The 26,252-nt window shown below is 40.3% G+C and carries 27 protein-coding genes; 10 read left to right on the top strand and 17 right to left on the bottom strand.

Translation table 11 applies throughout. The features are described 5' to 3' along the window. Positions 1-6: 6 nt before the first annotated feature. From hsrA to CVS86_RS03795, 12 genes are all read right to left on the bottom strand, one after another. On the bottom strand, positions 7-678 hold the full coding sequence (gene hsrA / locus CVS86_RS03850; RefSeq protein ID WP_002942555.1) for a homeostatic response regulator transcription factor HsrA: 672 nt from the start codon (positions 676-678) through the stop codon (positions 7-9). A gap of 76 nt (positions 679-754) precedes the next feature. After that, positions 755-1,081 (bottom strand): dihydroneopterin aldolase, encoded by a 327-nt coding sequence (locus tag CVS86_RS03845; protein ID WP_103575439.1) that lies wholly within the window; start codon positions 1,079-1,081, stop codon positions 755-757. Continuing rightward, entirely contained in the window at positions 1,078-1,689 is a 612-nt protein-coding gene (gene plsY / locus CVS86_RS03840) for a glycerol-3-phosphate 1-O-acyltransferase PlsY (RefSeq protein ID WP_103607835.1), read from the bottom strand. Before plsY ends, CVS86_RS03845 begins: the two co-directional genes overlap by 4 nt. Positions 1,690-1,748: 59 nt before the next feature. Then, positions 1,749-4,037: an ATP-binding protein gene (locus CVS86_RS03835; protein ID WP_107791020.1), complete on the bottom strand. Its 2,289-nt coding sequence runs from the start codon at positions 4,035-4,037 to the stop codon at positions 1,749-1,751. Positions 4,038-4,045: 8 nt separating this feature from the next. Next, positions 4,046-5,128, bottom strand: a complete 1,083-nt coding sequence (locus CVS86_RS03830) for a PilZ domain-containing protein (RefSeq protein ID WP_107791019.1) — start codon at positions 5,126-5,128, stop codon at positions 4,046-4,048. A 122-nt stretch (positions 5,129-5,250) separates the two neighbouring features. Then, positions 5,251-5,850 (bottom strand): peroxiredoxin, encoded by a 600-nt coding sequence (locus tag CVS86_RS03825; protein WP_002942572.1) that lies wholly within the window; start codon positions 5,848-5,850, stop codon positions 5,251-5,253. Between the two features lie 197 nt (positions 5,851-6,047). Beyond that, positions 6,048-7,052 carry a beta-ketoacyl-ACP synthase III gene (locus tag CVS86_RS03820; protein WP_107791018.1) on the bottom strand — a complete coding sequence of 335 codons (1,005 nt, stop codon included), beginning with the start codon at positions 7,050-7,052 and terminating at the stop codon, positions 6,048-6,050. 3 nt (positions 7,053-7,055) lie between these two features. Then, positions 7,056-8,045: a phosphate acyltransferase PlsX gene (gene plsX / locus CVS86_RS03815; protein WP_107791017.1), complete on the bottom strand. Its 990-nt coding sequence runs from the start codon at positions 8,043-8,045 to the stop codon at positions 7,056-7,058. 3 nt (positions 8,046-8,048) lie between these two features. Further along, entirely contained in the window at positions 8,049-8,195 is a 147-nt protein-coding gene (gene rpmF / locus CVS86_RS03810) for a 50S ribosomal protein L32 (protein ID WP_002942540.1), read from the bottom strand. Positions 8,196-8,206: 11 nt separating this feature from the next. Continuing rightward, positions 8,207-8,566: a hypothetical protein gene (locus tag CVS86_RS03805; RefSeq protein ID WP_087582710.1), complete on the bottom strand. Its 360-nt coding sequence runs from the start codon at positions 8,564-8,566 to the stop codon at positions 8,207-8,209. A gap of 14 nt (positions 8,567-8,580) precedes the next feature. Further along, positions 8,581-8,994 (bottom strand): nucleoside-diphosphate kinase, encoded by a 414-nt coding sequence (ndk, locus tag CVS86_RS03800; RefSeq protein ID WP_002942517.1) that lies wholly within the window; start codon positions 8,992-8,994, stop codon positions 8,581-8,583. 102 nt (positions 8,995-9,096) lie between these two features. Further along, on the bottom strand, positions 9,097-9,381 hold the full coding sequence (locus CVS86_RS03795) for an NADH-quinone oxidoreductase subunit I (protein WP_002942606.1): 285 nt from the start codon (positions 9,379-9,381) through the stop codon (positions 9,097-9,099). A gap of 173 nt (positions 9,382-9,554) precedes the next feature. On the opposite strand from CVS86_RS03795, the gene uvrA reads away from it, so the two are divergent. After that, the gene (gene uvrA / locus CVS86_RS03790) at positions 9,555-12,383 is read left to right on the top strand and encodes an excinuclease ABC subunit UvrA (protein ID WP_107791016.1); all 2,829 of its coding nucleotides are present in this window, start codon (positions 9,555-9,557) and stop codon (positions 12,381-12,383) included. Between the two features lie 119 nt (positions 12,384-12,502). Here the strand turns inward: uvrA and rpmA are convergent, their stop codons facing one another. The 3 genes from rpmA to CVS86_RS03775 all read right to left on the bottom strand — a co-directional run bounded on the left by rpmA (position 12,503) and on the right by CVS86_RS03775 (position 14,156). Further along, positions 12,503-12,760: a 50S ribosomal protein L27 gene (gene rpmA, locus CVS86_RS03785; RefSeq protein WP_002942569.1), complete on the bottom strand. Its 258-nt coding sequence runs from the start codon at positions 12,758-12,760 to the stop codon at positions 12,503-12,505. Between the two features lie 11 nt (positions 12,761-12,771). Continuing rightward, complete coding sequence (rplU, locus tag CVS86_RS03780; RefSeq protein ID WP_021086253.1) at positions 12,772-13,086, bottom strand: 50S ribosomal protein L21; 315 nt, start codon at positions 13,084-13,086, stop codon at positions 12,772-12,774. Positions 13,087-13,193: 107 nt separating this feature from the next. Continuing rightward, complete coding sequence (locus CVS86_RS03775) at positions 13,194-14,156, bottom strand: hypothetical protein (protein WP_107791015.1); 963 nt, start codon at positions 14,154-14,156, stop codon at positions 13,194-13,196. Between the two features lie 143 nt (positions 14,157-14,299). On the opposite strand from CVS86_RS03775, the gene flhB reads away from it, so the two are divergent. Beyond that, on the top strand, positions 14,300-15,373 hold the full coding sequence (flhB, locus tag CVS86_RS03770; protein ID WP_103594831.1) for a flagellar biosynthesis protein FlhB: 1,074 nt from the start codon (positions 14,300-14,302) through the stop codon (positions 15,371-15,373). A gap of 44 nt (positions 15,374-15,417) precedes the next feature. On the opposite strand, the gene CVS86_RS03765 is transcribed toward flhB, so the two are convergent. Beyond that, positions 15,418-17,085: an anaerobic C4-dicarboxylate transporter gene (locus CVS86_RS03765; protein ID WP_107791014.1), complete on the bottom strand. Its 1,668-nt coding sequence runs from the start codon at positions 17,083-17,085 to the stop codon at positions 15,418-15,420. 333 nt (positions 17,086-17,418) lie between these two features. Between CVS86_RS03765 and CVS86_RS03760 the strand changes: the two genes are divergently transcribed. Then, on the top strand, positions 17,419-17,853 hold the full coding sequence (locus tag CVS86_RS03760; RefSeq protein WP_234399226.1) for a DUF2809 domain-containing protein: 435 nt from the start codon (positions 17,419-17,421) through the stop codon (positions 17,851-17,853). A gap of 85 nt (positions 17,854-17,938) precedes the next feature. Here the strand turns inward: CVS86_RS03760 and polA are convergent, their stop codons facing one another. After that, positions 17,939-20,575: a DNA polymerase I gene (polA, locus tag CVS86_RS03755; RefSeq protein ID WP_107791013.1), complete on the bottom strand. Its 2,637-nt coding sequence runs from the start codon at positions 20,573-20,575 to the stop codon at positions 17,939-17,941. Between the two features lie 175 nt (positions 20,576-20,750). Between polA and obgE the strand changes: the two genes are divergently transcribed. Genes obgE through CVS86_RS03720 form a run of 7 tightly spaced genes read left to right on the top strand, consistent with a single transcriptional unit; the run spans position 20,751 to position 26,204 of the window. Continuing rightward, entirely contained in the window at positions 20,751-21,809 is a 1,059-nt protein-coding gene (gene obgE / locus CVS86_RS03750; RefSeq protein ID WP_107791012.1) for a GTPase ObgE, read from the top strand. A gap of 46 nt (positions 21,810-21,855) precedes the next feature. Continuing rightward, positions 21,856-22,185: a GDP-mannose dehydrogenase gene (locus CVS86_RS03745; RefSeq protein WP_107791011.1), complete on the top strand. Its 330-nt coding sequence runs from the start codon at positions 21,856-21,858 to the stop codon at positions 22,183-22,185. Between the two features lie 16 nt (positions 22,186-22,201). Continuing rightward, entirely contained in the window at positions 22,202-23,107 is a 906-nt protein-coding gene (fmt, locus tag CVS86_RS03740; protein WP_107791010.1) for a methionyl-tRNA formyltransferase, read from the top strand. A gap of 16 nt (positions 23,108-23,123) precedes the next feature. Next, on the top strand, positions 23,124-23,912 hold the full coding sequence (gene thiD / locus CVS86_RS03735) for a bifunctional hydroxymethylpyrimidine kinase/phosphomethylpyrimidine kinase (protein WP_107791009.1): 789 nt from the start codon (positions 23,124-23,126) through the stop codon (positions 23,910-23,912). Position 23,913: 1 nt separating this feature from the next. After that, positions 23,914-24,549 carry a biotin--[acetyl-CoA-carboxylase] ligase gene (locus tag CVS86_RS03730; protein ID WP_107791008.1) on the top strand — a complete coding sequence of 212 codons (636 nt, stop codon included), beginning with the start codon at positions 23,914-23,916 and terminating at the stop codon, positions 24,547-24,549. Then, positions 24,546-25,328 (top strand): ParA family protein, encoded by a 783-nt coding sequence (locus CVS86_RS03725; RefSeq protein WP_012001330.1) that lies wholly within the window; start codon positions 24,546-24,548, stop codon positions 25,326-25,328. The genes CVS86_RS03730 and CVS86_RS03725 overlap by 4 nt, the downstream gene beginning before the upstream one ends. Positions 25,329-25,343: 15 nt before the next feature. Next, the gene (locus CVS86_RS03720) at positions 25,344-26,204 is read left to right on the top strand and encodes a ParB/RepB/Spo0J family partition protein (protein ID WP_103578917.1); all 861 of its coding nucleotides are present in this window, start codon (positions 25,344-25,346) and stop codon (positions 26,202-26,204) included. Positions 26,205-26,252 lie beyond the last annotated feature (48 nt).

Raw genomic sequence — 26,252 nt, 5'->3', positions numbered from 1 at the left:
TATTTCTTAAGCTTTTTTGGGAAAGCAAAATCTATATCCGCGTCTTCTAACAGTTTCTATTGTTGAAATATTTAGCGGTTTGTCCATTTTTTGGCGAATTTGGTTGATAGCAACCTCGATAACGTTTGGAGTTACGAGCTCTGGCTCTTCCCAGATAGCGTCAAGTAGTTGCTCTTTAGATACGATTTGATCTGAGTGTCTTGCAAGGTGAGTAAGCACCTCAAATGGCTTGCCTTTTAGTTCGATGTCGCGGCCAAGATAAGTGATCTTCTCTTCGTCAGGGTTGATGATAAGCTCGTCTATCTTGATGATATTTGTGCCACCAAAGCGTAGTCTAGCCTCTAGTCTAGCTACTAAAATGTCAAAATCAAATGGTTTTTTGATGTAGTCATCAGCGCCAGCTCTAAGTGCTTTTATCTCGCTTTCTTTGTCGTCTTTTGCAGAAAGAACTACAACTGAAGTGCGTGGAGATTTATGTTTTATGATATTTATAAGATCAACGCCGTCACCATCTTGAAGCATCCAGTCAGTTAAAACTAAGTCGTAGTTTCTGATGCCGATGTAGTACTCAGCGTCTTTGAAATTTTCAGAGCTATCTGTCTGATAACCAAACTCTTGCAACCCCTCAGCAATCGTCTTATTTAGCGTTACTTCGTCTTCTACTATTAAAATACGCATTTCTTTTCCTTAAACTAAAATTTATGGTCGATTGTATCATAAATTAAGAAATATTTCAAGATACTTTAATAAATTTTTAAAAAACAGTGCTGATTTTTGCACCGACGATTGCATTTGGTAAAATCTCGGTTTTTAAAATCTCCATATCCAAACTAGTAAGCGAGCTAAACTTCTCTTTTAGCGCTTTGCAGGTAGCTTCTAGTGACTCTTCTACGCTTTGAAATTTCATCTCATTGTAAAATTCTTTTATAAAATCAGCCACCAAGACATAATCAATCAAGCTAGTTGAGCGAAATTCTAAGCTTACTTTTACCTCTTGCTTTGCAACTCGCTCAAAGTCAAACATCCCGATAACGGTTTGAAATTTATAATCTTTAATGATCGTTGTTATTTCACTTTTCATACGACTTTTTGCTCCTTGCCTGAAAGCAGGCGAACGATATTTGGTATGTGTTTATAAACTACCAAAAATGCGATGATAAGGATCGGCGCGTGAGTGTAAATTTCATCAAGCTCTGGGTGGATGATAAAGCTTGATGCGATGAGAGCTATCAGCGCACAAAGCGAGGCTAGAGAGCTTATCTTTAAAAATTTACCGACCAAAAACCAAACGACAAGAGCGATTATTATCTCAACTGGCAAGAAAAATGCGAGCACGCCAGCTCCAGTTGCCACGCCTTTGCCACCTTGAAAGCCTAAAAATATAGAAAAACAATGCCCCGCAACGCTTAAAACTGCCATCGTCCAAAGCACGCTTTGACTAGCTCCAAGCAAAGAGGCTACGATAAGTGGCAAAACGCCCTTTAAAACGTCACAAACTACTGTTAAAATGGCTAGCTTTTTGGCGAGTTTTGGGTTTGTTTGCTTTAAAACCCTTAAAACATTTGTCGCGCCTATGCTTTTGCTGCCCTCTTTTTTTATATCAACATGTCCAAAAATTTTTGCTAGTATGAGCCCTGATGGGATGCTACCAAGCAGGTAGCTAACGGCATAAAGTATTAAATTTTGCATATTTTACCTTTTAAATTTAAAGAGAAATGATATTAAAAAAATACTAATTTTTTTATAAATCATCTCCACAAAAGCACGATTTTTTCGTCGTAGATGTCGCTTTTTTTTGGCGAAATTTGCGTTTCGTTTATCGTGATGTTTTTAATATCATTTGCCTCTTTTAGCGCATCGCACTCTTGTGCAAATTTCTCTTCGAGCTCGCTTATGGCTAAGTTTATATCATTTACACTTTGCTCGCTAAGCTTGACGTCACTTCGCTCTTTTAAGACCTTGTTTGCGCTTCTTGCACTTGATGCGATCTTGCCGGCGTTTTGGCGAGATAAGAGCTTGTTACCAAATATCGCTCCAAATATGCTTGCGCCTATATTTATAGCAGCATCAAGGCCGCTTGTGGTCATCTCTTTTTGCTCTTTATCAAGCTTTGCAAGGGCTTTGTTTAGCTTATCTTGCAAGCTTTTTTGCTCTTTTTCAAATTTAGCCGTGAGTTTTGCGGTTTGCTCCTCTAAAATTTCATTGCATTTATCTTGAAGCCTTATGAAAAACTCCTCTTTTGACTCGTTTTCTTTTGAGTAAATTCCCATAGCTTCAAAGGTATTAAATTTGAAATTTCTATACAAAAACTCTTTAAAATCTTTCTCTAAAGCGTCAAAATTTTTAGCGCTTGTTATGAAATTTGGCACAGTAGCAAAGCTTGCGCCGCTTGGCTCATTTTCGCTCGCATCAACGTGCATGCCTTCGCTAGCCTCGCTCCAGTTTGGCTCTTTGTCGTTTTCACTAAGCTCGTAAAGATAGCTCACCTCACAAACGCTGTCTATGCCTTTTTTGGCATCATAAATTCTCACTCTTGCGCTTGCTAGCAAATTTGGTGTGAGGCTTTTTGAGTTAGCATAAAGCTGCGTGATCGCACTTGAGATGATAGGTTTTGCACTAAATTTCATCTCGCTTTTATCTACGCCGTGGCTGCTTAAATTCTCTTTTTTATCTTTCATCAAATTTGAAATTTGCTCACGGCTTAGCGGACCTTTTAGATAGCTAAGTGCCCAGCGCGTGGAGATGACGTTTAAGCCGTCCTCGTTTATATTTTTGAGTAAGAAATTTCTCTTGGCTAAATTTGATATGAGATTTTCAAGTGAGGCTTTGTCTAAGCTTGAGCCTGCGATGCCGCTTAGCCCGTCGATCACGCGGGCTTTGTCCTGCGCTGTTTGGAGGCGGCCGATGAACCAAGTGCCGATGTTGCTAAGGCCTTTGTAGTCAAGATCGACCGGGTTTTGCGTGCTTAATACGCAGCCCAAACCAAATGCACGGGCTTGTTTTAAGAGCGTGAGCATAGGCGTTTTTGACGGAGGATTTGCATTTGGCGGAAAAAAGCCAAAAATTTCATCCATATATAGGATCGCTCTAAGTGAGCTAGTGCCCTCTGTGCCGCGCATCCACGCGATGATCTCGTTTAGTAAAAGGGTGACAAAAAACATCCTTTCAGCGTCATTTAGGTGTGAGATCGTAAAGATATTGCACTTTGCTTTGCCATTTTCGTCAAAAAGCATCTTTGAAATTTCAAGCCTAACGCCCTGCGTCCAGCCTTTAAAGCTTGGGCTTGCGATGAGCGCGTTTATCTTCATGGCAAGCTTTAGGCGCTCACTGCTTGGATAAAAGGTATCCACGTCAAAAACGCCTATCTTTTTAAATGGCGGATTTGCTATGAAATTGATAAGCTCTTCGATGCTGACGTCTTTTTGCTCTTTAAATTTGCTCTCAAATATAGTGGAGATAAGCAGCTGCTCTTTTGAGCTCATATCCTCAGAACTCATGCCAATAAGCGATAGCACCGACGCTGCGAGCGAATTTATATAGTTGCTAAAAATTTCTTCGTCACTAATATTTGGGCAGGCAAAGTCGCTAAGTAGCGCAACACCTATGCCAGCTGAGCTTTTTGGTGTGTAGATATTAAAGCTAGCGCTATCTTTTAAAATTTTTACTCGTTCAAGGTCTTGAAAGCTCGACTCTATGCCGTTTCTCCACTGCTCGGCCTGAGCGGCGGCAAATTCCTCTACGCTTTGACCTTTATTTGCCGCTTCTGCTTCATCGACGTATGGTAAAAAATCCTCCGCTCTCATCTGCGGAAAGGTGAGGGCTAAATTTGTGATATCGCCCTTTGGATCGATGATGATAGAGGGGATGTTGTCTATGCAGGCCTCTTCTAATAGCGTGATACCAAGGCCTGTTTTGCCGCTACCAGTCATACCGATAATGGCTGCATGGGTGGTTAGGTCTTTGTTTTTGTAAAAAAATGGCTCTTTATCTTTTAGTCCAATGTAAAAAAGTTTTAAATTCTCTTGTATGGTTTTCACTAATTGCCTTATTCGTATAAATTTATGCGTGAGCGAAGCTCGTCAAGTGTCTCTTTGACGCGCTTTTGCGTGAAGTCTTTTATTGTCTTGTCATCATCGACTAGCTGCATGCAGTATCTGATGTAGCCCTTGTATGCTAGCTCAGTGACTAGCCTTAGCTTCAAAGAGACGTTTTTTACTTCATTTGGTGAGAGCATTATGTCAAAATTTGCCTCTAATTCTTCGCCGTCTTTAAAATTTGTAGCTTGTGAGCTTAATATGCTCATGCCGCCTTCTGAGATGTCATAAAGGCTGCCAACAAGCTCGCCTTGCTCTCCTTTTAGAGAAATTTTGGTAAAGCGGTTTGGCAAGACGCGCTGGAATTTTCTCTTGTTTGCATGCATGGTCGCTGTGCGCGAGAAATTTGAAAGGGTGACACTTTTATCGGCGATATTGTAGTCGATGATGTCGGCGCGAAGTTGCTTTGAGAAGAAGCTGTTTGGCAGGATAAAGCCCTTGCCATCTTGCTTCATAGCTAAAATTTGCATCATATCTACGCGAAAAACGACGCTATCTTCTTTAACCTCTAAAATTTCGGCTTCGTATTTTATATTTAGTCCGTCGTATAAATTTAAAAACTCAGGGCGGACCTTGGCATTTTTCATGCGTGTAAATGTGTTGATTGGATCTTCATAAAAAAATGAGCCAGTATCGATCATCGTTTTTACCGTGGCTTCTTGGTGATCCTGCGTGTTATATAAAATTTCTTTCATCCTTGAGACGGCATTTACAAAATAGCCCACATATACTGCATCGTCGCAGGTGTGACTAAAATTTAGTGTCAAATTTAAGAGCAAGAAATTTACCAGCTCATCTTTTGCATTTAGTTTTGGTATTAGGCTGTTTAAGTCGTCGCGAATTTGTGTGGCATTTGGCTTTTGGATGAGTAGCGCGTCAAAGATACTCTCAAGGCAAATTTTCATCTGCTCGTGTGGCACTACAAGGGTCAGTTGTCTGCAAAATTTGATGCCCTCATCTATAAATTTAGCTCTTAAACCAAGTATGCAATCCTCGCAATTTTCGACAAGTTCTTGCCTGCCCTTAAACTCCATGGGGTCTCCAAAAAAGGTTATTTATTAAAACATCGCTATCATATATAAAGTTATATTAAAAAAATATTTAAATTTGTGTAGAGAGGAAATTTCTAGGCAAAGCTGCCTAGAAATTTGAATAATTATAGTTTGCTTTCGTTGTGTGAAAGATAGTCAGCAACGCCTTCTGTGCTTGGTTTCATACCAGCGTCACCTTTGTGCCAGCCAGCTGGGCAAACTTCGCCGTGCTCGTTTGTAAATAACATAGTATCTACCATTCTAATCATCTCGTCGATGTTTCTGCCAAGTGGTAGGTCGTTTATAACTGCGTGGCGAACTGTGCCATCTTTGTCAAGTAGGAATGACCCGCGAAGTGCTACGCCAGCGTCTTCTAGAAGTACGTCAAAGCCGCGAGCAATTGATTTTGTCATGTCAGCTACGATCGGGAAGCGAACTTTGCCGATACCGCCTTTATTTACTGGAGTCTCTTTCCATGCAAAGTGTGAGAACTGGTTGTCGCAAGAAACCGCGATAACTTCGATACCACGTGACTTGAACTCGTCATATCTTTTATCAAATGCGATGATCTCGCTTGGGCAAACGAATGTAAAGTCCATAGGGTAGAAGAAGACAACAGCGCCTTTTTCGCCGATGTTTTTGTAAAGGTTGAAATCATTTACAATTTGATTGTTTCCTAAAACTGCTGCAGCTGTAAAGTCAGGTGCTTTTTTTGTTACTAACATATTTTCTCCTTAATAATAAATTTTATTGATTGCGAAATTATATCCATAAAAATTTAAATTCAGATTAAATGTATCTGAAAATTTAAATCATTGTAATTTTAATATCTATTTGAAAATGAATGGAAATTTTTTAAAATTTATAAAAGGTGTTGTAGAAATTTTATTAAATTTAGAGTTTTGGGTATAGAAGCGGTTAATTACAGATCGCTAAAATTTCTACCGCCAAATTTTAGTATCGCCGAACCCCAAGTAAAGCCACCACCAAATGCATCAAGAAGCAAAACTGAACCATTTTTAATGCGTCCATCTTCGTAAGCATCATTTATAGCCATTGGGATCGAAGCAGAGCTTGTGTTACCATATTTTGCAACTGTCAAAACGCACTGCTCGTCAGTGAAATTTAGCCTATTTTTTACGGCGTCTATTATCCTGATATTTGCTTGATGAGGTATGAAAAAGTCGATATCTTCGCTTTGCATTTTGTTTGTGTGTAAAATTTCTATCACGCTTTTGCTAAGCGTTTGAACCGCTATCTTAAAGACCTCATTTCCACTCATGTGGATGAAATTTAGTCTATTTTTTAGCGTCTCATCGCTAGCTGGAAATGCACTACCACATCCTGGAGTTATCAAAAGCTCAGCTTGTCTGCCGTCGCTTGCAGTGTGGATGTCGATGATCTCGTTTTCTTCGCTAGCACTTATCACAGCAGCACCAGCTCCGTCGCCAAAAAGTATGCATGTGCTTCTATCTGTGTAGTCGATTATCGAGCTTAGTTTTTCAGCTCCTATGATCAAAACATTTTTTTTAGCACCGCTTATGATAAGAGAATTTGCAAGCTCTAAAAGATAGATAAATCCTGTGCAAGCCGCACTTATATCAAAAGCTGTAATGCCAAAATTTAAGCCTAAATTTGAAGCTATCTTACAAGCAGTTGAAGGCATGCAAAGATGATCTGGAGATATCGTAGCGCAGATTACCGCATCGATTTGTGATTTTTCAAGCCCTGAGCGCTTTATAGCTAGCTCGGCAGCTTTTGTGCCAAGATCGCTTGTTATCTCAGTCGTTGCAATATGTCTTTGCTCTATACCGGTTCGCTTCACTATCCACTCATCGCTCGTGTCGACCATTTTTTCAAAATCAAAATTTGTTAAAATTTTTTCTGGGACATATGACGCAATGGAGATCAATGAAGCTTTTGGCATATTTTACCTTGCAAAGTGCGAAAGTTCTTCTTCTATAACTTTATTTATATTCGAGTTAGCAAATTTAATTGCTTGAAAGATTGCATTTTTTATAGCTTTTGAGTTGCTTTTGCCGTGGCTTATGATGACGCAGCCATTTACGCCAAGAAGCGGAGCACCGCCATACTCATCGTAGCTGACCTGTTTTTTTAGAGTTTTAAAAACTTTTCTCATAAGTACCGATCCAGCCATAGCAAGGGGTGATTTTTTGACCTGCTTTTTGATGATCTTGCCTATGGCATCAGCGACACCTTCACTCGTTTTTAGTAGGATATTTCCCATAAAACCGTCACAGACCATGACATCAATGCTACCATCAAAAATTTGATTGCCCTCTGCATTACCAACGAAGCTATCAAGCCTAGAAACTAGTTTAAAAGCCTCTTTGCTGACTTCATTGCCTTTGCTCTCTTCTTCGCCGTTTGACAAAAGACCTACTTTTGGCTCTTTTCTGCCTAAAATTTCTTTTGCATAGGCTTCGCCCATTATGGCAAATTGAAATAAGTGTTCGCTTCTGCAATCAACATTTGCGCCAACGTCCAAAACCAAAGTGGCTGTCTCTTTTGAATTAGGCATAAGCGTAGCGATTGCTGGACGAGATACATTTTTTAATCTACCAACTCTTAACGTAGCTAAACTCATAGTAGCACCGCTGTGACCAGCAGAAACGACAGCATCGACTTCTTTTTCTTTTAAAAGTTCAACAGCTTTGTAGATCGTGCTATCTTTTCTTTTTAGTGCGTCTGTGGCTCCGTCTGACATCGAGATGACTTCAGTAGCTTCTATAAATTCTATATTTTTTAAATAGGGTTGTGGGATGAGTGGTTTTATGGCATTGCTATCGCCAACTAATACAGCTTTAAATTCTGTCTCTTTTAGTGCCTCGATAACGCCAGATATTATAGGCTCTGCACCAAAATCACCACCCATAGCATCAATAGCAATGCGAATCATATTTTAGTATTCACCTGTTGTTTTGTTTATGCGGTGAGGCATTTTCCAAGAACCATCTTTGTCTTTTACAGGCACTGGAAGTGTAACTTTGTAATGTGTTCTACGTTTTGCTGCACGAGAATGACTCACTCTTCGCTTTGGTACTGCCATTTTACTCTCCTTTATAAATTTTTACATTTTTCACAATAAAAATAATCGCTCTTAAAAGCTTCTAGCTCACTTTCAAAAACTTCTTTTAAATCAATATTGCCATCAAAAAATTCAACCGTATCGCTAAGCTCATTTTCTCTGTCTTTATAGACACCATCACTTAAATTTAGCTCTACGTCTTGATCGATAGGTAGCATAAATTCATCACCACATCGATCACAAATATATTTTATCTCGCCCTTTATAGTGCCTTGGCATTTTACTAAAAAAGGGTCTTTTCTTTTTAAAATTCCACTAAAAAATAGATCATTGTTTCTTACTAGCTCAAAGTTTATCTCTTTGTTTGCTATTTTAGAAAACGGAATAATCAAATTTTAGTCCAAAATTAGCAAATTTCTCTTGAAGCAAAGAAGAAATTTATCTCATTTACAGCGTTTTCTAGGCTGTCGCTTCCGTGAACTGCATTTGCGTCAATGCTATCAGCAAAATCAGCTCTGATAGTGCCAGGAGCTGCTTCTTTTGGGTTAGTTGCGCCCATTAGCTCGCGGTTTTTAGCAACTGCATTTTCGCCTTCTAAAACCATAACTACGACTGGTCCGCTTACCATAAAATCAACTAGATCGTTGAAGAAAGGTCTATCTTTATGAACTGCATAAAATGCTTTTGCATCGCATTTGCTAAGTTTGATTTTCTTTGCAGCTGCGATTCTTAAGCCATTGCTTTCAAATCTATCTATAATCTTTCCAACAACATTTTTCTTAACAGCGTCAGGCTTAATAATAGAAAGTGTTCTTTGCATAAATTTTCCTTAAAATTTAGGTTATTTAAATGAAGTTGGCAATTATATCAAATAAAGCTTAAAAATAAAATAGGCTCAAATTTGAGCCTAAATTTTGTAAATTTATTGGATAACTGGAGTGCTGCCAGTGCGAGCGTCAGCACCGATTTGATCACGTGAAGGTTGTCCTGCTACTACGGCGTCCCAAACGATGCAGCCATCAGTTGGACAGGCAGATGCACAGGCTGGCTCATCGTTGTAGCCTACGCACTCAACGCATTTGTTTGAATAAACATAGTATGTATCTGCTCCAGTTGGGTTGTCGCTATCATCAACAATAGCTGAAACTGGGCACTCATCGATGCATGAACCACAGCTTATGCATATATCGGTTATTTTTACAGACATTTTTTCTCCTTAAATAAAATTTTGGCGTAGAATATCAAAAAAAACTGAAAATGATATAAATATACTCTTAAATTTTCATAACACGCTTAATTTCTCTAAACTACTTTATAAAGTTTTTATCACTTTTAGACTAAATTTACAGATTAAAATTTTAAAAAGGTCGTATAAATTTAATGAATGATACTATAAAAATAACTGGCGCGCGAGAGCACAATCTTAAAAATTTAAACCTTGAAATTCCTAAAAATAAATTAGTGGTTTTTACTGGTCTTAGCGGCAGTGGCAAGAGTACGCTAGCCTTTGACACGCTCTATGCTGAGGGGCAGCGCAGGTATATGGAGAGCCTTAGCAGCTATGCTAGGCAGTTTTTAGACCGCGTGGGTAAGCCTGATGTCGATAAGATTGAGGGTTTAACGCCTGCAATTGCGATAGACCAAAAGACAACTTCAAAAAACCCTCGCTCAACGGTTGGCACGATCACTGAAATTTATGATTATCTAAGGCTTTTATACGCAAGGGTTGGCGTGCAGCACTGCCATAAATGCGGCAAACCTATCTCAAAAATGAGCGCGAGTGACATCATAAATGAAATTTCAAAGCTCCCACTTGGTGCAAAAGTGATCATCTATGCGCCGTTAGTTCGTGAGAAAAAGGGAACATGGGCGGATCTGATCGAAAATTTACGTCAAAAAGGCTTTGTTAGAGCACATATAGATGGCGTGGTGGTGAGGCTTGATGAGGAGATCGAGCTTGCAAAAACGAAAAAACACACGATAAAGGTCATTGTTGATAGGATCGCCATCGACGAGCAAAATCACGAGCGCCTAGCAAGCGACGTCGAAAAGGCGCTAAATGAGAGCTTTGGCGAGGTCGAGATAGAGATCGCAAACGCTGACGAACTGGGCTTAAAAGAGAGTTTTATACATTACAGCGAGCATATGGCTTGTTTTGACTGTAAAATTTCATTTACGCCACTTGAGCCGCTAAGCTTTAGCTTCAACTCGCCAAAGGGCGCTTGCGAGCACTGCGACGGACTTGGCATAAGATATAGCCTAGATATGAGCAAGATCATCGACGAGGAAAAGTCGATAGAAAACGGCGCTATCAAGCTACTTTACGGCTATAACATGAGCTATTACTATAAATTTTTGCTTGCTTTTTGTGAGCAAAATGGCATCGATATCAAAAAGCCATATTATGAGCTTAGCGAAGATGAAAAGAGGCTCGTTTTATACGGCAACGTCAAGGATGTTTCGTTCTTTTGGAAGCGAAACAAGCTGCTTAGAAAATTTGACGGAGTAGTTAAAATTTCACACGGGCTTTTGAAGGACTACAAGGACTTTGACGAGTATATGAGCGAGAAAATTTGTGACGCTTGTAACGGACACAGACTAAAGCCTCAAAGTCTAGCGGTAAAGGTCGCTGGTCTTGGGCTTGGTGAAATTTTGGATATGAGTATAGAAAACTGCACCGCATTTTTCTCAAATGAGAAAAATTTCGCATATCTCAGCGACTATGACAAGGCGATCGCAAAGCCTATCTTAAAAGAGATCAACGAGAGACTTTTCTTTTTGTATGACGTGGGACTTGGCTACTTGTCGCTTGGACGTGATGCTAGGACGATCAGCGGTGGCGAGGCACAGCGCATCAGGATCGCGAGCCAGATAGGAAGTGGGCTAAGTGGCGTCATGTACGTGCTTGATGAGCCAAGCATCGGTCTGCACGAGCGTGATACGCTAAAACTTATAAAGACGCTTAGAAATTTGCAAGCCAAAGGCAACTCCGTAATCGTCGTCGAGCATGATAAAAAGACGATAGAGGAGGCTGATTTTATCGTAGATATCGGCCCTGGAGCTGGTAAATTTGGCGGCAGCGTGGTCTTTGCAGGCACAGCAAAAGAGCTTTTAAGCTCAGACACTCAGACTGCACAATACATAAATGGTAAGAAAAAGATCGACTATCAAAAAAATAGAAAAGCTGAGAAGTGGCTTGAAATTTCAAATGTAAATATCAACAATATCTCAAATTTAACCACTAAATTCCCACTTAGAAATTTAGTTGGCATCACTGGCGTATCAGGATCTGGCAAGAGCTCTCTAGTGCTTCAGACCTTGCTCCCAGAGGCGCAGGAGCAGCTAAATAGAGCTAAAAAAGTGAAAAAAATAGCTGGGGTAAATTTAAGCGGACTTGAGAATTTAGACAAGGTCATATACCTCGATCAAAGCCCGATTGGCCGCACCCCACGCTCAAATCCAGCGACTTATACTGGTGTGATGGATGAGATAAGAAATTTATTTGCGCAGACTAAAGAGGCCAAGCTTAGAGGCTATAAAATAGGGCGCTTTAGCTTCAACGTCAAAGGTGGGCGCTGCGAGAAGTGCCAAGGCGAGGGCGAGATCACGATCGAGATGCACTTTTTGCCTGATATCAACGTGGTTTGTGACGTTTGTAACGGCGCTAGATATAACGCTCAGACCTTGGAAATTTTATACAAAGGCAAAAACATCGCTGAGGTGCTAAATATGAGTATAGATGAGGCGGTTGAGTTCTTTAAGGCTGTGCCAAAGATCGCTTCAAAGCTCACCACGCTGCAAGACGTGGGGCTTGGCTACATCACGCTTGGACAAAACGCAGTCACTCTTAGTGGCGGCGAGGCGCAGCGCGTGAAGCTAGCAAAAGAGCTTAGTAGAAGCGACACTGGAAATACGCTTTACATCCTTGATGAGCCAACGACGGGACTTCATTTTGCCGATGTTGATAGGCTAGTAAAGGTGCTAAATCACCTGGTCGATCTTGGAAATTCTGTCTTTGTGATCGAGCATAATATGGATGTCATCAAAAACTGCGACTATATCGTAGATATGGGACCAGAAGGCGGCGCAAAAGGCGGTAAAGTGATAGCTTGTGGCAGTGTCAAAGAGGTAGCTAAAAACTACAAAAAAACTGGCAGCTACACAGGGGAATTCCTAGCGCAAGAGCTTGCTTTGTTAAAAGCGAAATAAAATAAATTTAATAGTTTGGTGTTTTGCTAAAATGCCAAGCTATATAATAAGTAAGATAAATTAAATTTGTTAAATTTTGGGTGGATTTAAAAAGAAAAAAGGGGCAAACGCCCCTGGGATTATGCAGCTGGATAAACAGATACTTTTTTTCTGTTTTTATCAAGTCTTTCAAATTTTACAAAGCCATCAACTAATGCAAAAATAGTGTGATCTTTGCCAAGACCTACGTTATTTCCAGCGTGAGTTGCTGTTCCTCTTTGGCGGATGATTATATTTCCAGCACGAACGAACTCGCCACCAAATTTCTTAACACCTAATCGGCGTCCGATACTATCACGGTTATTTTGGGTTGAACCTTGACCTTTTTTGTGTGCCATATCTTATCTCCTTAAGCTGCGATACTTACGACTTTTACACGTGTAAATTGTCTTCTAAAGCCGCGTTTTAGTTTTGAGTCTTTACGTCTGCGTTTTTTGTAGATAACTACTTTTTTGTCTTTGCCTTCATTAACGACCTCAAGAACAACTTTTGCACCCTTAACAAATGGCGCACCTACCTTTACTTCGCCGTCATTTACAGCTAAAACTTCTGTAATCTCAACGGTTGATTTAGCTTCAGCGCTAAAGTGATCTAGCTTAAGGAACTCGCCCTCGCTAACACGATATTGCTTACTGCCATGCTTAAATATAGCGTATTTTGACATACTCTACCTTTCTAAAATTTGGTAAGACCAAAAAGCACTTTTTTGCAAAAGATTTATGGAGCTTTGTTGGTTGTAAGGTGTGAATATTAGCCAAAAGTTTATAAATTCTACTTTAATGCCCCTAATCTTATGATCTCATCGGCTAAATTTCTTATCATAGATGTATGATCTAAGAAAAATGTTTTATCACTTGGCAAATGTGGCTGATATACTAGCGTTTTGGCTACTGGTGCGCTTAAAATCACATTTATTAGTTCAAGCTCAGGCGGAAAAGTAAAATAGAGTTTTGGCTTGGGAATTTCATTTTGAAAGAGCCTCTTTGCGTAAAATTTACTGAAATTTTCATTTTTTGGTAGCTTTATCTCTTTAAAGAGTTCAAGCGGTAAAAAGTAGCGCGCCAAAGCGTGAAGTCCGTGCGCGAAAATGTAGAGGCGTTTTTCAAATTTAGGTGCCTCTGTCCTGCCAAAGGTAGAGCAAAATTTCTGCAAATGCTCGCTCATGGCAGCCGTGTCTTTTTCGTGTAGGGCAAGCACAAATTTAACCGCCTCTCTTTCGTTTGCTGGCTTTTTGGACTCTGCAAAAGTGCGTGCTTTTTCTAGGGCTGGATCAAGTAAAATTTCATCTTGCCAAAGTATCGCAGTGAGCAGATCGTGCATAACGCATAGAAATTTATAGCCGTTTTTGCTAGGTGGCAGGCCTTTTGGAAAGATGCTTGCCATACTATCTGTGTCGCCACAAGCGATAGCAAAAAATGCTGGGATCAGCTTCTCACACTGGTCATATCCACCGCTACATCCTGGGAGTAAATTTAGCTTAGCGTATTGAAAGATGAGATCATTTAGTCCCTCAGCGTCGCCCTTTTCTAGGCACTTCTCAAGACAAAAGTCGTAACGCCTAGCTCTTGAAAAAGAGAGTAATCGTATGAGTTCACATAAAAAGTCGTAATCGTCTAAATTTTTCTCTTTTATCTCGGCGTAGATGCTTGCGTACTCGTCTAAAAGTAGCTCTTCATCGCTTTTTGGTGGTTTTTTGGCTTTGAAAATGTTAAATAAGCCTTCTAAAAATGACATTTTGCCTCTCCTTATTTTTGCTAATTTTAGCCAAAAACGCCTAAAATGGCTTAGTTTTTTGGCTCACAAAAAGTTAAATTTAACGGATATTTTAACCGCATTTTGGCTATAATCGCCCAAATTTAAGCAAGCTCAGGACAAAGATGGCAGGCGAAGATCAGGAAAAAACCGAAGAAGCGACCCCCAAAAAGATAGAAGACGCCAAAAAGGATGGCAACGTCCCCAAAAGTCAGGACCTATCTGGCTTTGTGACCCTAGTCATCGCTATTGGTGTGCTGCTTGCGATGCTAAATTTCATGAAAGATCAGGTCATCTCGCTTTACATCTACTACTCTAAATTTATCGGTCAGCCACTGACCTTGCCAACGGTAAAGATGATCGTTGTAAATACCTTTGGTAGGGCACTTCTGATGATCCTGCCAGTTTGCATCTGCGTCGCGGTTGCCGGCATAATCGCAAATGTAATGCAGTTTGGTTTTATATTTACCACAAAGCCCATAACACCAAATTTTGGCAAGATAAATCCACTAAAAGGGCTAAAAAATTTATTTTCTATGAAAAAGGCTATCGAGAGCGTCAAGATCGTCGTTAAAGTAAGCATCGTCTTTGGAGTTGGATTTTACTTTTTCTTGCAGTTTATCAAAGAGCTTCCACACACGCTATTTTTTTCTATGTTTGACCAGCTTGTGTGGCTAAAAGAGAAGCTCATCATCTTAGTTAGTGTCATGCTTTTTATACTTTTTGTGATCGGCCTTGCTGACCTGCTTATCGTGCGTTTTCAGTATTTTAAAGACCTTCGCATGAGCAAGCAAGAGATCAAGGACGAGTATAAGCAGATGGAGGGCGACCCACAGGTAAAAGGCAGGATCCGCCAAGCACAAATGCGTGCAGCCAAACGACGAATGATGCAAAATATCCCACAAGCTGATGTCGTCATCACAAACCCAACTCACTATGCCGTGGCGATCAGATACGATAAAAGCCGTGACGAGGCACCGATAATACTTGCTAAAGGGGTTGATTTCTTAGCGCTTCAAATAAAAAAGGTAGCGGTTGAAAACGGAGTGCAAATTTATGAAAATCCACCTCTTGCAAGGGAGCTTTATAGAGTTTGTGAGGTCGATGATACGATACCAGCGCATCTTTTTAGGGCTGTGGCTGAAGTGCTAAGCTTTGTTTATATGAGTAATAAGCAGAAATTTAAAGATAAGCTTTAATGAAGAAATTTCTTGCCACCAAAGGGCAGCAAGAAATTTATCTATTATAGATAGCCAAACGCAGTAGCGAAGATATAGCCAAATATACAAGAGACTATAACGCCGATAAGGCCTGGGAAGATGAAGCTGTGGTTGATAACAAATTTACCAATGTGTGTTGTACCGCTTCTGTCAAACTGAATAGCCGCAAGGTCGCTTGGGTATGTTGGTAGGATGTAGTATCCATAGCAAGCCGGCGCAAAGGCTAGGATTACAGCAGGGTTAACGTCGATATTTAGTGCTAATGGCACGAACGCAACCAAGGCTGCAGCTTGAGAGTTAACAAATTTAGAGATGATAAGTAGCATAACCGCATAGGTCCAAGGGTGCTCTTTTACGATGCCACCAAGGGCTTCTTTCATCATCGGAGTATGTACTGCAAACATAGTCTCAGCCATCCAAGAGATACCAAATACTGCAACAAGTGCGATCATACCCGATCTAAAGATCTCATTTTTGCCGATCTTGCTAGCATCTGTTGGAGTAAATATCAAGATGAGTGCACCTGTTAAAAGCATGAAAATTTGAATAACATGAACCATGCTTAGGCTCTTTGAAGAGGCTAGTTTGTTGCTGATATTTATATAAGCGCCTTGAAATTCCTCTTTTGCACCTTTTTCATTTATATATGTTACTGCACCATCAGCTGTGCGAGTAAGAGTTTGATTTGCATCTTTGCCGATGATTTTAACTGATTGAGCTTTTTGATTTGAGTTTAGCTTATCGTTTGAAACTTTTAACTCAGCAGCTTCTGTTTGGATGCTGGCGTCTTTTATCTTTAAGGTTTTTAAGACTTTTTGCTCAGTTGGAAGGTTTGCTACTATTTGAACGACTGTTGCGTCTTTGTAAGTAGTCCAGCTTGGGCGAAGATCTTTAAAGTATCCAAGAAGTGCGACTACAAGGATAGAGCCTAAAAATATCCACATTGCAGCCCATTGGTGCATAGGAAGTTTTTTGCCTAGAAGTGTTGCGCTGTCGCCATAAACGTATTTTTTAAACTCAGGGTCTTGAAGTTTTGCTTGAAAGACTTCGTCTTTATCAAGGTCTTTGCCTCTAAACCAGCTAAAAATACCTATCGCCAAAACGCCACAAAATGTTGATGGGATAGTGATCTTTAAAAGGTCCAAATATCCATCAAAACCAGCTAAGTGAGTTTTAGCGTTGATAAGAAAGCTAGTAAGGGTTACAACAGCAACTGAAACTGGGCTAGCGATGATACCCATTTGTGAAGCTATCGAGCTTGCAGCCATAGGACGCTCTGGGCGGATACCGTTTTTGATAGCGATGTCATAAACGATAGGAAGCACAGTATAAACAACGTGTCCAGTTCCGCATAAAATAGTAAGCGTACATGTTACAAATGGAGCTAGGATACTTACATATTTTGGATTTTTTCTAAGTATGGTTTCTGCTATTTGAAGCATAACGTCAAGACCGCCACTAGCTTGAAGTGTAGCGCTAGCCACAACAACGGCTAAAATGGTTAGCATAACATCGATAGCAGGCTTGCCAGGCTCGATGTTAAATCCAAAAACTAAAACTACAAGACCAATACCGCCTAGCATACCAAGCGCTATACCGCCTTTTTTAGCTCCGTAGAACAAACAGATAAGGACGATGAGAAGCTGGATAGCAAACTGCACGCCTTCACTTAAATTCATGAGAAAATCCATGAAACCTCCTAAGTTAAATGTAAATTTAATGTTGATTATATCTCTTATGAATTGAGATTAAACTTATATTTTAAGATTAATTTGACAAAAGCGAGAGTTTTGTATTAGTTGAAAGCTTGTGCTAGGTGGTTTTGGTCTAAATTTCTGCATCATTACCACTCTTTTGAAATTTATAAATTTTACTTTGTATAAACTATAAAATCTAAATTTTTCATACTTTGTTTTTAAAAATTATTAATATAAAAATTTAAGTTTTATTTTATATTATTGCAAAAAGTTGTTAAGAATTTTCATCTGTGTTAAAATCTACGAGATAAATTTAAAAGGATAAATTTGAAAGAATATACCAAAGAAGCGATATCTTTACCTATAAACAAAAGCAAATTTAGCCAAAAGAGAAGAGCTGGCTGGGCGGTGACCGGCGTTATTATTTTGGCGATAGAAATTTATATTGCTATCTTTATAAAAGGCGGTTTTATAAGGCACTATATCGGCGATGTGCTAGCTACTGCGATGCTTTATGCGTTTGGGCGAGCTATATTTAGGGTAGCCCCTATAAATTTAGCCATTGTTGTCTTTATCATTTCACTTTTTATAGAAGCCTTGCAATACCTCAAAATTCTTGAAATTTTAGGTGTCAAAAGCTCAATATTACGGATAATTTTTGGTGGGACATTTGACTGGACGGACATTATTTGCTACTTAGTTGGTTGCATTTTGGCTTATATGTTTGAAAATTTATATATGCAAAAAAGCAAAGCGCGCTAAAATTTACCTATTATATATGTCGTTTAAATTACAAAATAAAAATAGGCTAGCTCATTTAAATTTAGATAGGCTAGCCAAATTTACTCTATTTCAGTTCGCCCCAGTTTTTGGCGATATTTAGCGATGTTTTAAGTGGCACATTTAAGGTGTAAATTTCCTCCATCGTCTTTTGCGTCGCCTTGCCAAATTCCTGCGCAAACTCGTCTTTTACTTCAAAGATCAGCTCATCGTGGATCTGAAGCAACATACTCGCTTTTTCATCTAAATTTGCTCTAACTTTTACCATCGCCATCTTGACAAGGTCTGCTGCGGAGCCTTGAAAGACCGTATTTACCGCTTCGCGCTCAAACATAGCTATTTGCATAGGTGTGGCACTTTTAAAGTCAAAGTAGCGCTTTCTACCAAGTAGTGTCTGCACAAAGCCGTCGTTTTTGGCTGAAATTTTTATGCTCTCTAAAAATTCTTTGATCGTCGCAAATGCCTTAAAATATCGCTCTATATACTCTTTTGCCTCGGCTCTTGTGATATTTACTTGATTTGCCAGCTTGCTTGAGCCCATGCCGTAAATGAGGCCAAAATTTATACTCTTTGCCACGGCTCTATTTTGTCCGTCGCTGCTACCAAATATGCTAATAGCCGTCCTTGCGTGGATATCATCGTCATTTTTAAACGCCTCAAGAAGCGCAGGATCACGGCTAAAGTGAGCTAGCAGTCTAAGCTCGATCTGGCTGTAGTCAAGCGCCACAAAGCTATATCCCTCGCGCGCCTCAAAGCACTCTCTGACATCCTTTGCGAGGCTGCCACGAGCTGGGATATTTTGTAAATTTGGATTTTTACTTGAAAGCCTGCCTGTGCTTGTGCCAGTTTGCAAAAAGCTCGTGTAAATTCGTGAGCCCTCATCCTTTTTTGCAAGCGCTAAAAGTGGCTCGCAGTAGGTGCTTTGTAGTTTATATAGCTCTCTGTAAGCTAAAATTTTTTCAATCACTGGATGAGCGTCCGTAAGCTCAGCTAGCACGCTCTCATCGGTGCTATATCCTGTTTTTGTCTTCTTTTTGGTAGGAAGCTTTAGGTGCTCAAAAAGTATGACGCCAAGCTGTTTTACGGAGTTTATGTTGAAATTTTCGCCGCTTAGCTCGTAAATTTCACTTGTTAGCGCCTTTAGTTTGGTGTCGTTTTCAAGGATGAGCTTTTGCATCTTAGCTTCGTTTATCTTGATGCCGTTTTGCTCCATGTCAAAGAGTGTGAGGATAAAAGGAAACTCGTGCGTATCGGCAAGGGCCAGTAAATTTTTATCAAGTGTATTTTGAAAAGTTTTATAAAATTTAAGCGTTATCCAAGCGTCCTCACTCGCGTATTTAGCGGCATTTTCTAGGGGCACATCGCCAAAAGTTTGCCCTTTTTTGACCACATCTTCAAATTTGATCGTGTCGTAGTCATATAGCCTCTTTGCCAGCGCGTCCATGCCCACACTTGAGTTTGGATCGCTAAGCCAAGCAAGTATCATCGTATCTTTAAAATTTGCTGAAGGGTTGAGCCCAAGATTGTTTTTCACGATCTCAAAGTCATATTTTAAATTTTGTCCGATCACGCAGCCTTTATAAATTTGCCCTACCGCCCAAGTGGCAAATTTTAGGTCTATTTGCTTTGGCGCGCCTAGGTAGTTGTGAGCCACTGGCACGTAGTATGCGTCCTCGTCGTTAAAGCAAAAGCTAAAACCAACGATCTTTGCGCTCTTGCTATCAACGCCCGTGGTCTCAGTGTCAAAGGCGACGATGGTCTCTGGCGTGACGCTTGAGAGCAGCTTTTCGATGCTTGCCTCATCAAGTAGTAAATTTGCTCTAAAGCCAAGCTTAAATTCAGCATTTTCCTCTTTTTGCAAGCTCTTAAGAAGCCTGTTTAGATCGTACTCTTTTAAAATTTCTGAGATATTTATCAAAGGATTTTGCTCTGGAAATTTGGACTGCTCAAGATCAAGCGAAGTGATCGCGTCATCAAAGAGCGTGGCTAGCTTTTTGCTCAAAAACGCCTCGTCTCTTGCGGCTGCTAGCATATTTTTGGTGCGCTCGTTTCTAAGAAGGGATAAATTTTCATAAATTCCCTCTAAGCTACCATACTCGGCTAAAAGCTTCTTAGCTCCCACTGCGCCGATACCTTTGACGCCTGGGATGTTATCTGAGCTATCACCTGCGATGGCTAAAAAGTCCCTCACCTGAGCTGGATAGACACCATACTTTTCAAAGCAACTAGCGCTATCGTGGTCGATCTTGCTTTGTGGGCTGTAGATGCTCACTTTGCCGTCTTCTATGAGCTGATAAAGGTCCTTATCATGCGTGACTATTCGCACAAATATATCTTTATCTTTGCAAATTTTAACCGCACTTGCGATGATATCATCAGCCTCGTAGCCCTCGCGGCTAAGGCTGTAAAGTCCCATTTTTTCTATCATATCTATACAAACTGGCAGCTGCTCTTTTAGCTGAGCTGGCGGCTCGCTCCTGTTTGCTTTGTATTCGCCTAAAATTTCGTGGCGCAGGGTCTTGCCCTTGCTATCGAGTGCGAAGATGAGGTAGTCGCTTTGGTACTCATCTTTTAGGCTCGCTATGAAATTTGCAAAGCCACTTATCATGCCACTTGGTTTGCCCTCTCTGTTTTTAAGCCCACTCATAGCGTAGTAAAGCCTAAAAAAGAAGCCAAAAGTATCAATAATCGTAAGTGTTTTCATTCTCTATCCTTTTGCGCCATTTTATGAAATTTAGGCAAAAATTTGGCTGATTTTATAAATTTATCAGACGCTAAAAGCAAAGTGAGATTTTAAACGCAAAACAAATTTTAATCATTTAAAAGATATAATCTCGCCTAAAATTCAAACTAAATAATAGATAAATTTAAGGTAAAAAATGTTTATAGATAGCGTGAAATTAACCCTAAGTTCAGGCCATGGCGGAGCCGGAGCAGTAAGCTTTCGCCGCGAAAAGCACGTCATTTTAGGCGGCCCAGACGGCGGAGATGGCGGAGATGGCGGAGATGTCTATTTTGTCTGTGACAACAACACCCACACACTGGCAAACTACAAGGGCAAAAGGGCGATGAGAGCAAGCGACGGCGAGGCTGGCATGGGCAGACGCATGACTGGCAAAAAGGGTGAGAGCTTAGAGCTTGTCGTGCCGCCAGGAACGGCGGTCTATGACGCACAGACAAACGAGCTACTTTGCGACATGGTAGAAGAGGGGCAAAGGACGCTATTTTTAAAAGGTGGCAAGGGCGGACTTGGAAATTTTCACTTTAAAAACTCTATCAACCAAGCTCCAGAATACGCTCAAAAGGGCATGCCAGAAGAGAGCGTAGAGGTCAGGCTCGAGCTAAAGCTGATAGCTGACGTGGGCCTTGTTGGCTTTCCAAATGTGGGCAAATCAACCCTCATCTCAGCCGTCTCAAACGCCAAACCACAGATAGCAAACTACGAATTTACCACGCTTACACCAAAGCTCGGACTTGTTGAGGTCGATCAGTTTAGCGGCTTTGTCATGGCCGATATCCCTGGCATCATTGAGGGAGCGAGCGACGGACGTGGCCTTGGCGTGCAGTTTCTAAAGCACATCGAGAGAAATAAAATTTTGCTTTTTATGATAGATAGCGCAAACTACAGAAGCATGAGCGAGCAGTTTAGCGTGCTAAAAGAGGAGGTCGCTAAATTTTCAAGTGTGCTTGCTAGCAGGGACTACGCGATCGCTATCACCAGAGTCGATGCGGCAGAAAATTTAGATGAAAATATAAAAGAATTTATGAAAAGTATAAATTTAGAGCCAAAACAAGTTGGTAAATTTGTCTATAAGCAAGACCTATACAGCTTTGATGCGAAAAAACCATACTTTGTTTTGCCAATCTCATCAGCGACAAACGAGAACATCGAAGAGCTTAAATTTGCACTGCTTGAGCTACTTAAAAAAGAGCTTTGAGTTGCGACTTTTTGGCACTTTGAACTTAGAAATTTAAGAGTATAAAATGAAGAAATTTTTTTGCATTATGCTATTTTGCCTTGGTGCATATAGCTGCGAGCCAGCAGATCCGGCATATATGTTTTTGGATTTTAATGACATAGATCGCGACGGAACGTTAAATTTAGATGAGTGGATGGCGTGCAAGGCGCCACCAGCGCTAAAAATAGTACCAGATCTATGCACTAGTGAGGAATTTAAGAGGCTTAGTCACAACGGCAAAGTTAGCATTGATGAGCTAAGAAATTTAGTATTGCAAAAGATTAGCTGGCAGAAATATCCATGCGCCTCTTGGCCGCCAAGCAGCAAAAACATAGATCAAAATAAAAGTCGTTGAAATTTAAAGGAAAGTGATGAATGTAGTTTTTATGGGGACGCCTGATTATGCTGTTAGGATACTTAGGCACCTAAAAGAAGCTGGCTTTAATATAAAAGCGGTCTTTACCCAGCCTGATAAGCCAGTTGGCAGAAAGCAAATTTTAACCCCAAGTGAGGTCAAAATTTACGCTCAAAATGAGCTAAATGGCGTGCCAGTTTTTACACCAAATACGCTAAAAGATGAGGCGGTGGTTGCCGAGCTAAAGGCATTTGAGCCTAAATTTATCGTGGTGGCAGCTTATGGCAAAATTTTGCCACAAAGTGTGCTTGACGTGGCGACTTGTATAAATTTACACGCCTCGATCTTGCCAAAATATAGAGGTGCAAGCCCTATACAAAGCGCGATCCTAGCAGGCGAGAAGCAAACTGGCGTCACAGCTATGCTAATGGACGCTGGCCTTGATACTGGCGATATGCTGGATTTCATCTACACGCCTTGCGAGAGTAAGATGTCAAGCGAGCTTTTTAGTGAGCTAGGCGAGCTTGGCGGTGAGCTAATCGTAAAAGTGCTAAGAAATTTTGAAAATTTAAAGCCACAAAAGCAAGATGACGCAGAGTCCTCGCACTGCAAAAAGATAAGTAAAAGCGACGGACTTTTTAGCTTTGATGAAGAGGCGGGGCAAATTTATAATAAATTTCGTGCGCTCACACCTTGGCCGGGGCTTTATCTGGCAAGCGGGCTAAAAATTTTATCTCTTGAGCTAAGCGACAAAAGTGGCAAAAGTGGAGAAATTTTAAGCGTAGAAAAAGATCATGTTGTGGTTGCTTGCAAGGGTGGGGCGGTCAAAATTTACGAGCTTCAAGAGCCAAGCAAAAAGCCAACAAACGCAAAAGCATATATAAATGGTAAGCGCCTTAGCGTTGGCGATGAATTAAAATAAATTTAAAGGAGCGGTTATGAAAAATGCGCTAAGTATAGCAGGTGTTGATCCAAGCGGTGGAGCTGGAGTTTTAGCTGATATAAAGGTCTTTATAGCACACGGCGTATATGCGATGGGAGCGATCACAGCGGTCACTGCTCAAAACACAAAGGGCATATTTGGTATGCAGCTAGTTGAGACCAAGCTCATCGAGGATCAGATCAAGGCGATATTTGATGATATAAGAGTTGATGTGATAAAAATAGGCGTTGTCCCAAGTGTTGAGATCATCAAAAGCGTTGCAAAAACGCTACGAGAGATCAAAAATTTACCGCCAGTCGTGCTTGATCCTGTAATGAGCTGTAAAAATGGTGACATCTGGCTAGAGGGCGCTGCAAAAGACGCGATCGTGGAGGAGCTTTTCCCGCTTGCAAGCGTGATCACGCCAAATATCTTTGAAGCGCGCGAAATTTTAAAGCGTGAGCTAAAGGACGAGGACGAGCTAAAAGAGGCTTGCAAGGATCTTTTGAAATTTGGCACAAAGAGTGTTTATCTAAAATGTGGCGAGCTTGACGGCAAGTCGCTTGATATATTTTATGACGGCAAGGAATATGAAATTTTTAGCGATGAGCGCATAAAAACGACTGCGACACACGGCTCAGGCTGCTCGCTATCTAGCGCGATCGCTTCAAATTTAGCAAATGGTCTTAGTCTAAAAGATAGCGTGAAAAACGCACATGATTATATCTTTAATGCTATTAAAAACGCAGTCATCATCGGCGGCGGGCAAAATCCGGTAAATCACTTCTATAAATTTAAGGTGTGATTTGAAGGTTGAGTTTATCCAAAGTCTGCCTTCGACGCAGGAATTTTTGATAGACGCCCTAAAAAACGGGGAGATAAAGCCACCGCACATGGTCGTGGCATACAATCAAACAAAAGGGGTCGGCAGCCGTGGCAACAGCTGGGAGGGGCTTGGCGGAAATTTATTTATGTCATTTTGTGTAAGCGAAGATGAGTTGCCAAGCGACATACCTCCGCCCTCGATCTCGATATATTTTTCTATGTTGATGCGTGAAGTCTTGAGCGAGTTTGGCTCAAAGTGCTGGCTAAAATGGCCAAATGATTTTTACGTAGATGGCCTTAAAATAGGCGGCACTTTGACAAATAAAGTGGATGAAATTTACATTTGTGGCATGGGGATAAATTTAGCTAGCGCACCCGAAAATGCGGGCATTTTGGACATAAAAGCTAGCGTAGATGAGCTAGTTTGGGGCTTTGTTGGTATGCTTGATAAAAAGATTTTATGGAAGCCAATTTTTAGCAAATTTAGGATAGACTTTTGCAAGTCAAAAAGTTTTATTACGCATATTGCAAATAGAGCTGTTTCGCTTCAGGATGCTGAAATTTGCGAGGATGGAGCGATATTATTAAACGGGGAAAAGGTATATTCTTTAAGATGAGCGAGATAATAACAATAGCTAACCAAAAAGGCGGCGTTGGCAAGACCACAACAGCCGTAAATTTAGCAGCATCACTGGCGGTTGCTGAAAAAAAAGTATTATTAATAGACATCGATCCACAGGCAAATGCGACGACTGGACTTGGTTTTAGCAGAAGCGATTATGAGTTTAACATCTATCACGTCTTAACAGATAGAAAAAAGCTCTCACAAATCGTACTAAAAACTGAGATACCAACGCTTTTTTTAGCTCCGTCAAATATCGGACTTGTCGGCATCGAGCAAGAATTTAACGACCAAAGCAAAGACTATAAACTAATCCTTAAAAACAAAATTTCAGAAGTTGTAGACGACTATGATTTTATCATCATCGATAGTCCTCCGGCACTTGGTAGTATCACGATAAATGCTCTTAGTGCAAGCGATAGTGTGATCATCCCGATCCAGTGCGAATTTTACGCACTTGAGGGCTTGGCGCAGATCCTAAACACTGTAAAGATCATCAAAAAAACGATAAATCCAAAGCTAAATATAAAGGGCTTTTTACCGACAATGTTTAGCTCGCAAAACAATCTCTCAAAAGAGACCATTGCAAATTTAAAGCAGCATTTTGAAAATAAGCTCTTTAAGAGCAAGGACGGAAAAGACGAATTTGTAGTCGTTCCAAGAAACGTAAAACTTGCTGAAAGCCCAAGTTTTGGCAAGCCGGTGATACTTTATGATATAAAATCACCAGGCTCGATCGCATATCAAAATTTGGCATATTGTATTTTAAACTAAAAAATAAGGAAAAAAATGGCGAAAAAAGGTGGATTAGGGCGCGGACTTAGCGCGATACTTGAAGATGTAGAGCAGGCCTACAGCAAAGAGATCGCAAATTTAAACGACTCTGAGATAGTCGAAGAGATAAATATAGATGAAATTTTACCAAACCCTTACCAGCCAAGGACGCATTTTGACGAAGAGGCTTTAAAAGAGCTAAGTGCTAGCATCAAAAGGCACGGACTAATACAACCAATAATCGTCATCAAAAAAGATGACGGCTACATGCTAATAGCTGGTGAGCGTAGATACCGCGCCACAAAGATGCTTGGAGTAAGCAAGATAAAAGCGATCATCGCTGATATCAAGTCTCAAAATTTAAGAGAGCTTGCGCTTATCGAAAACATACAACGTGAAAATTTAAATCCAATCGAACTTGCAAAGTCATATAAAGAGCTCATAAATGAGTATAAGATCACACAAGATGGCTTAGCAAACATCATCCATAAGAGCAGAACTCAGATAACAAATACAATGAGACTTTTGCTACTTAGCGACTACACGCAAAGACTTTTGCAAGAAGACAAGCTCACGCAAGGCCATGCTAAAGTCATCGTAGGGCTTAGTAGTGAAGAAGAAAGAATGGTCGTTGATACGATCATCGGACAAAAGCTAAGTGTTAGAGATACAGAAATCTTAGTAAAAAAGATAAAAAATAAAGAAGAAGTAAAAGAGCCAAAGCCTCAAATTTCAGAGGAAATGAGCAAAAAGTTATCAAATTTACAAGAAATTTTTAAAAATTTAAAGATAAAGACAAAAGTAAAATCTAAAAATTTAATATTAGAATTTAGCGATATTTCGCAGGTAGAAGAATTTATCGCTAAGCTAAAATAGAATTACAAATTTATTTTTATTTTTAGTATTTTATTGTAAAATCAGACT

Source organism: Campylobacter concisus (assembly GCF_003048605.1).
GTDB lineage: Bacteria > Campylobacterota > Campylobacteria > Campylobacterales > Campylobacteraceae > Campylobacter_A > Campylobacter_A concisus_BM.
The sequence above is the reverse complement of the archived record's forward strand: the minus strand, read 5'-3'. Positions and strand labels throughout refer to the sequence as shown.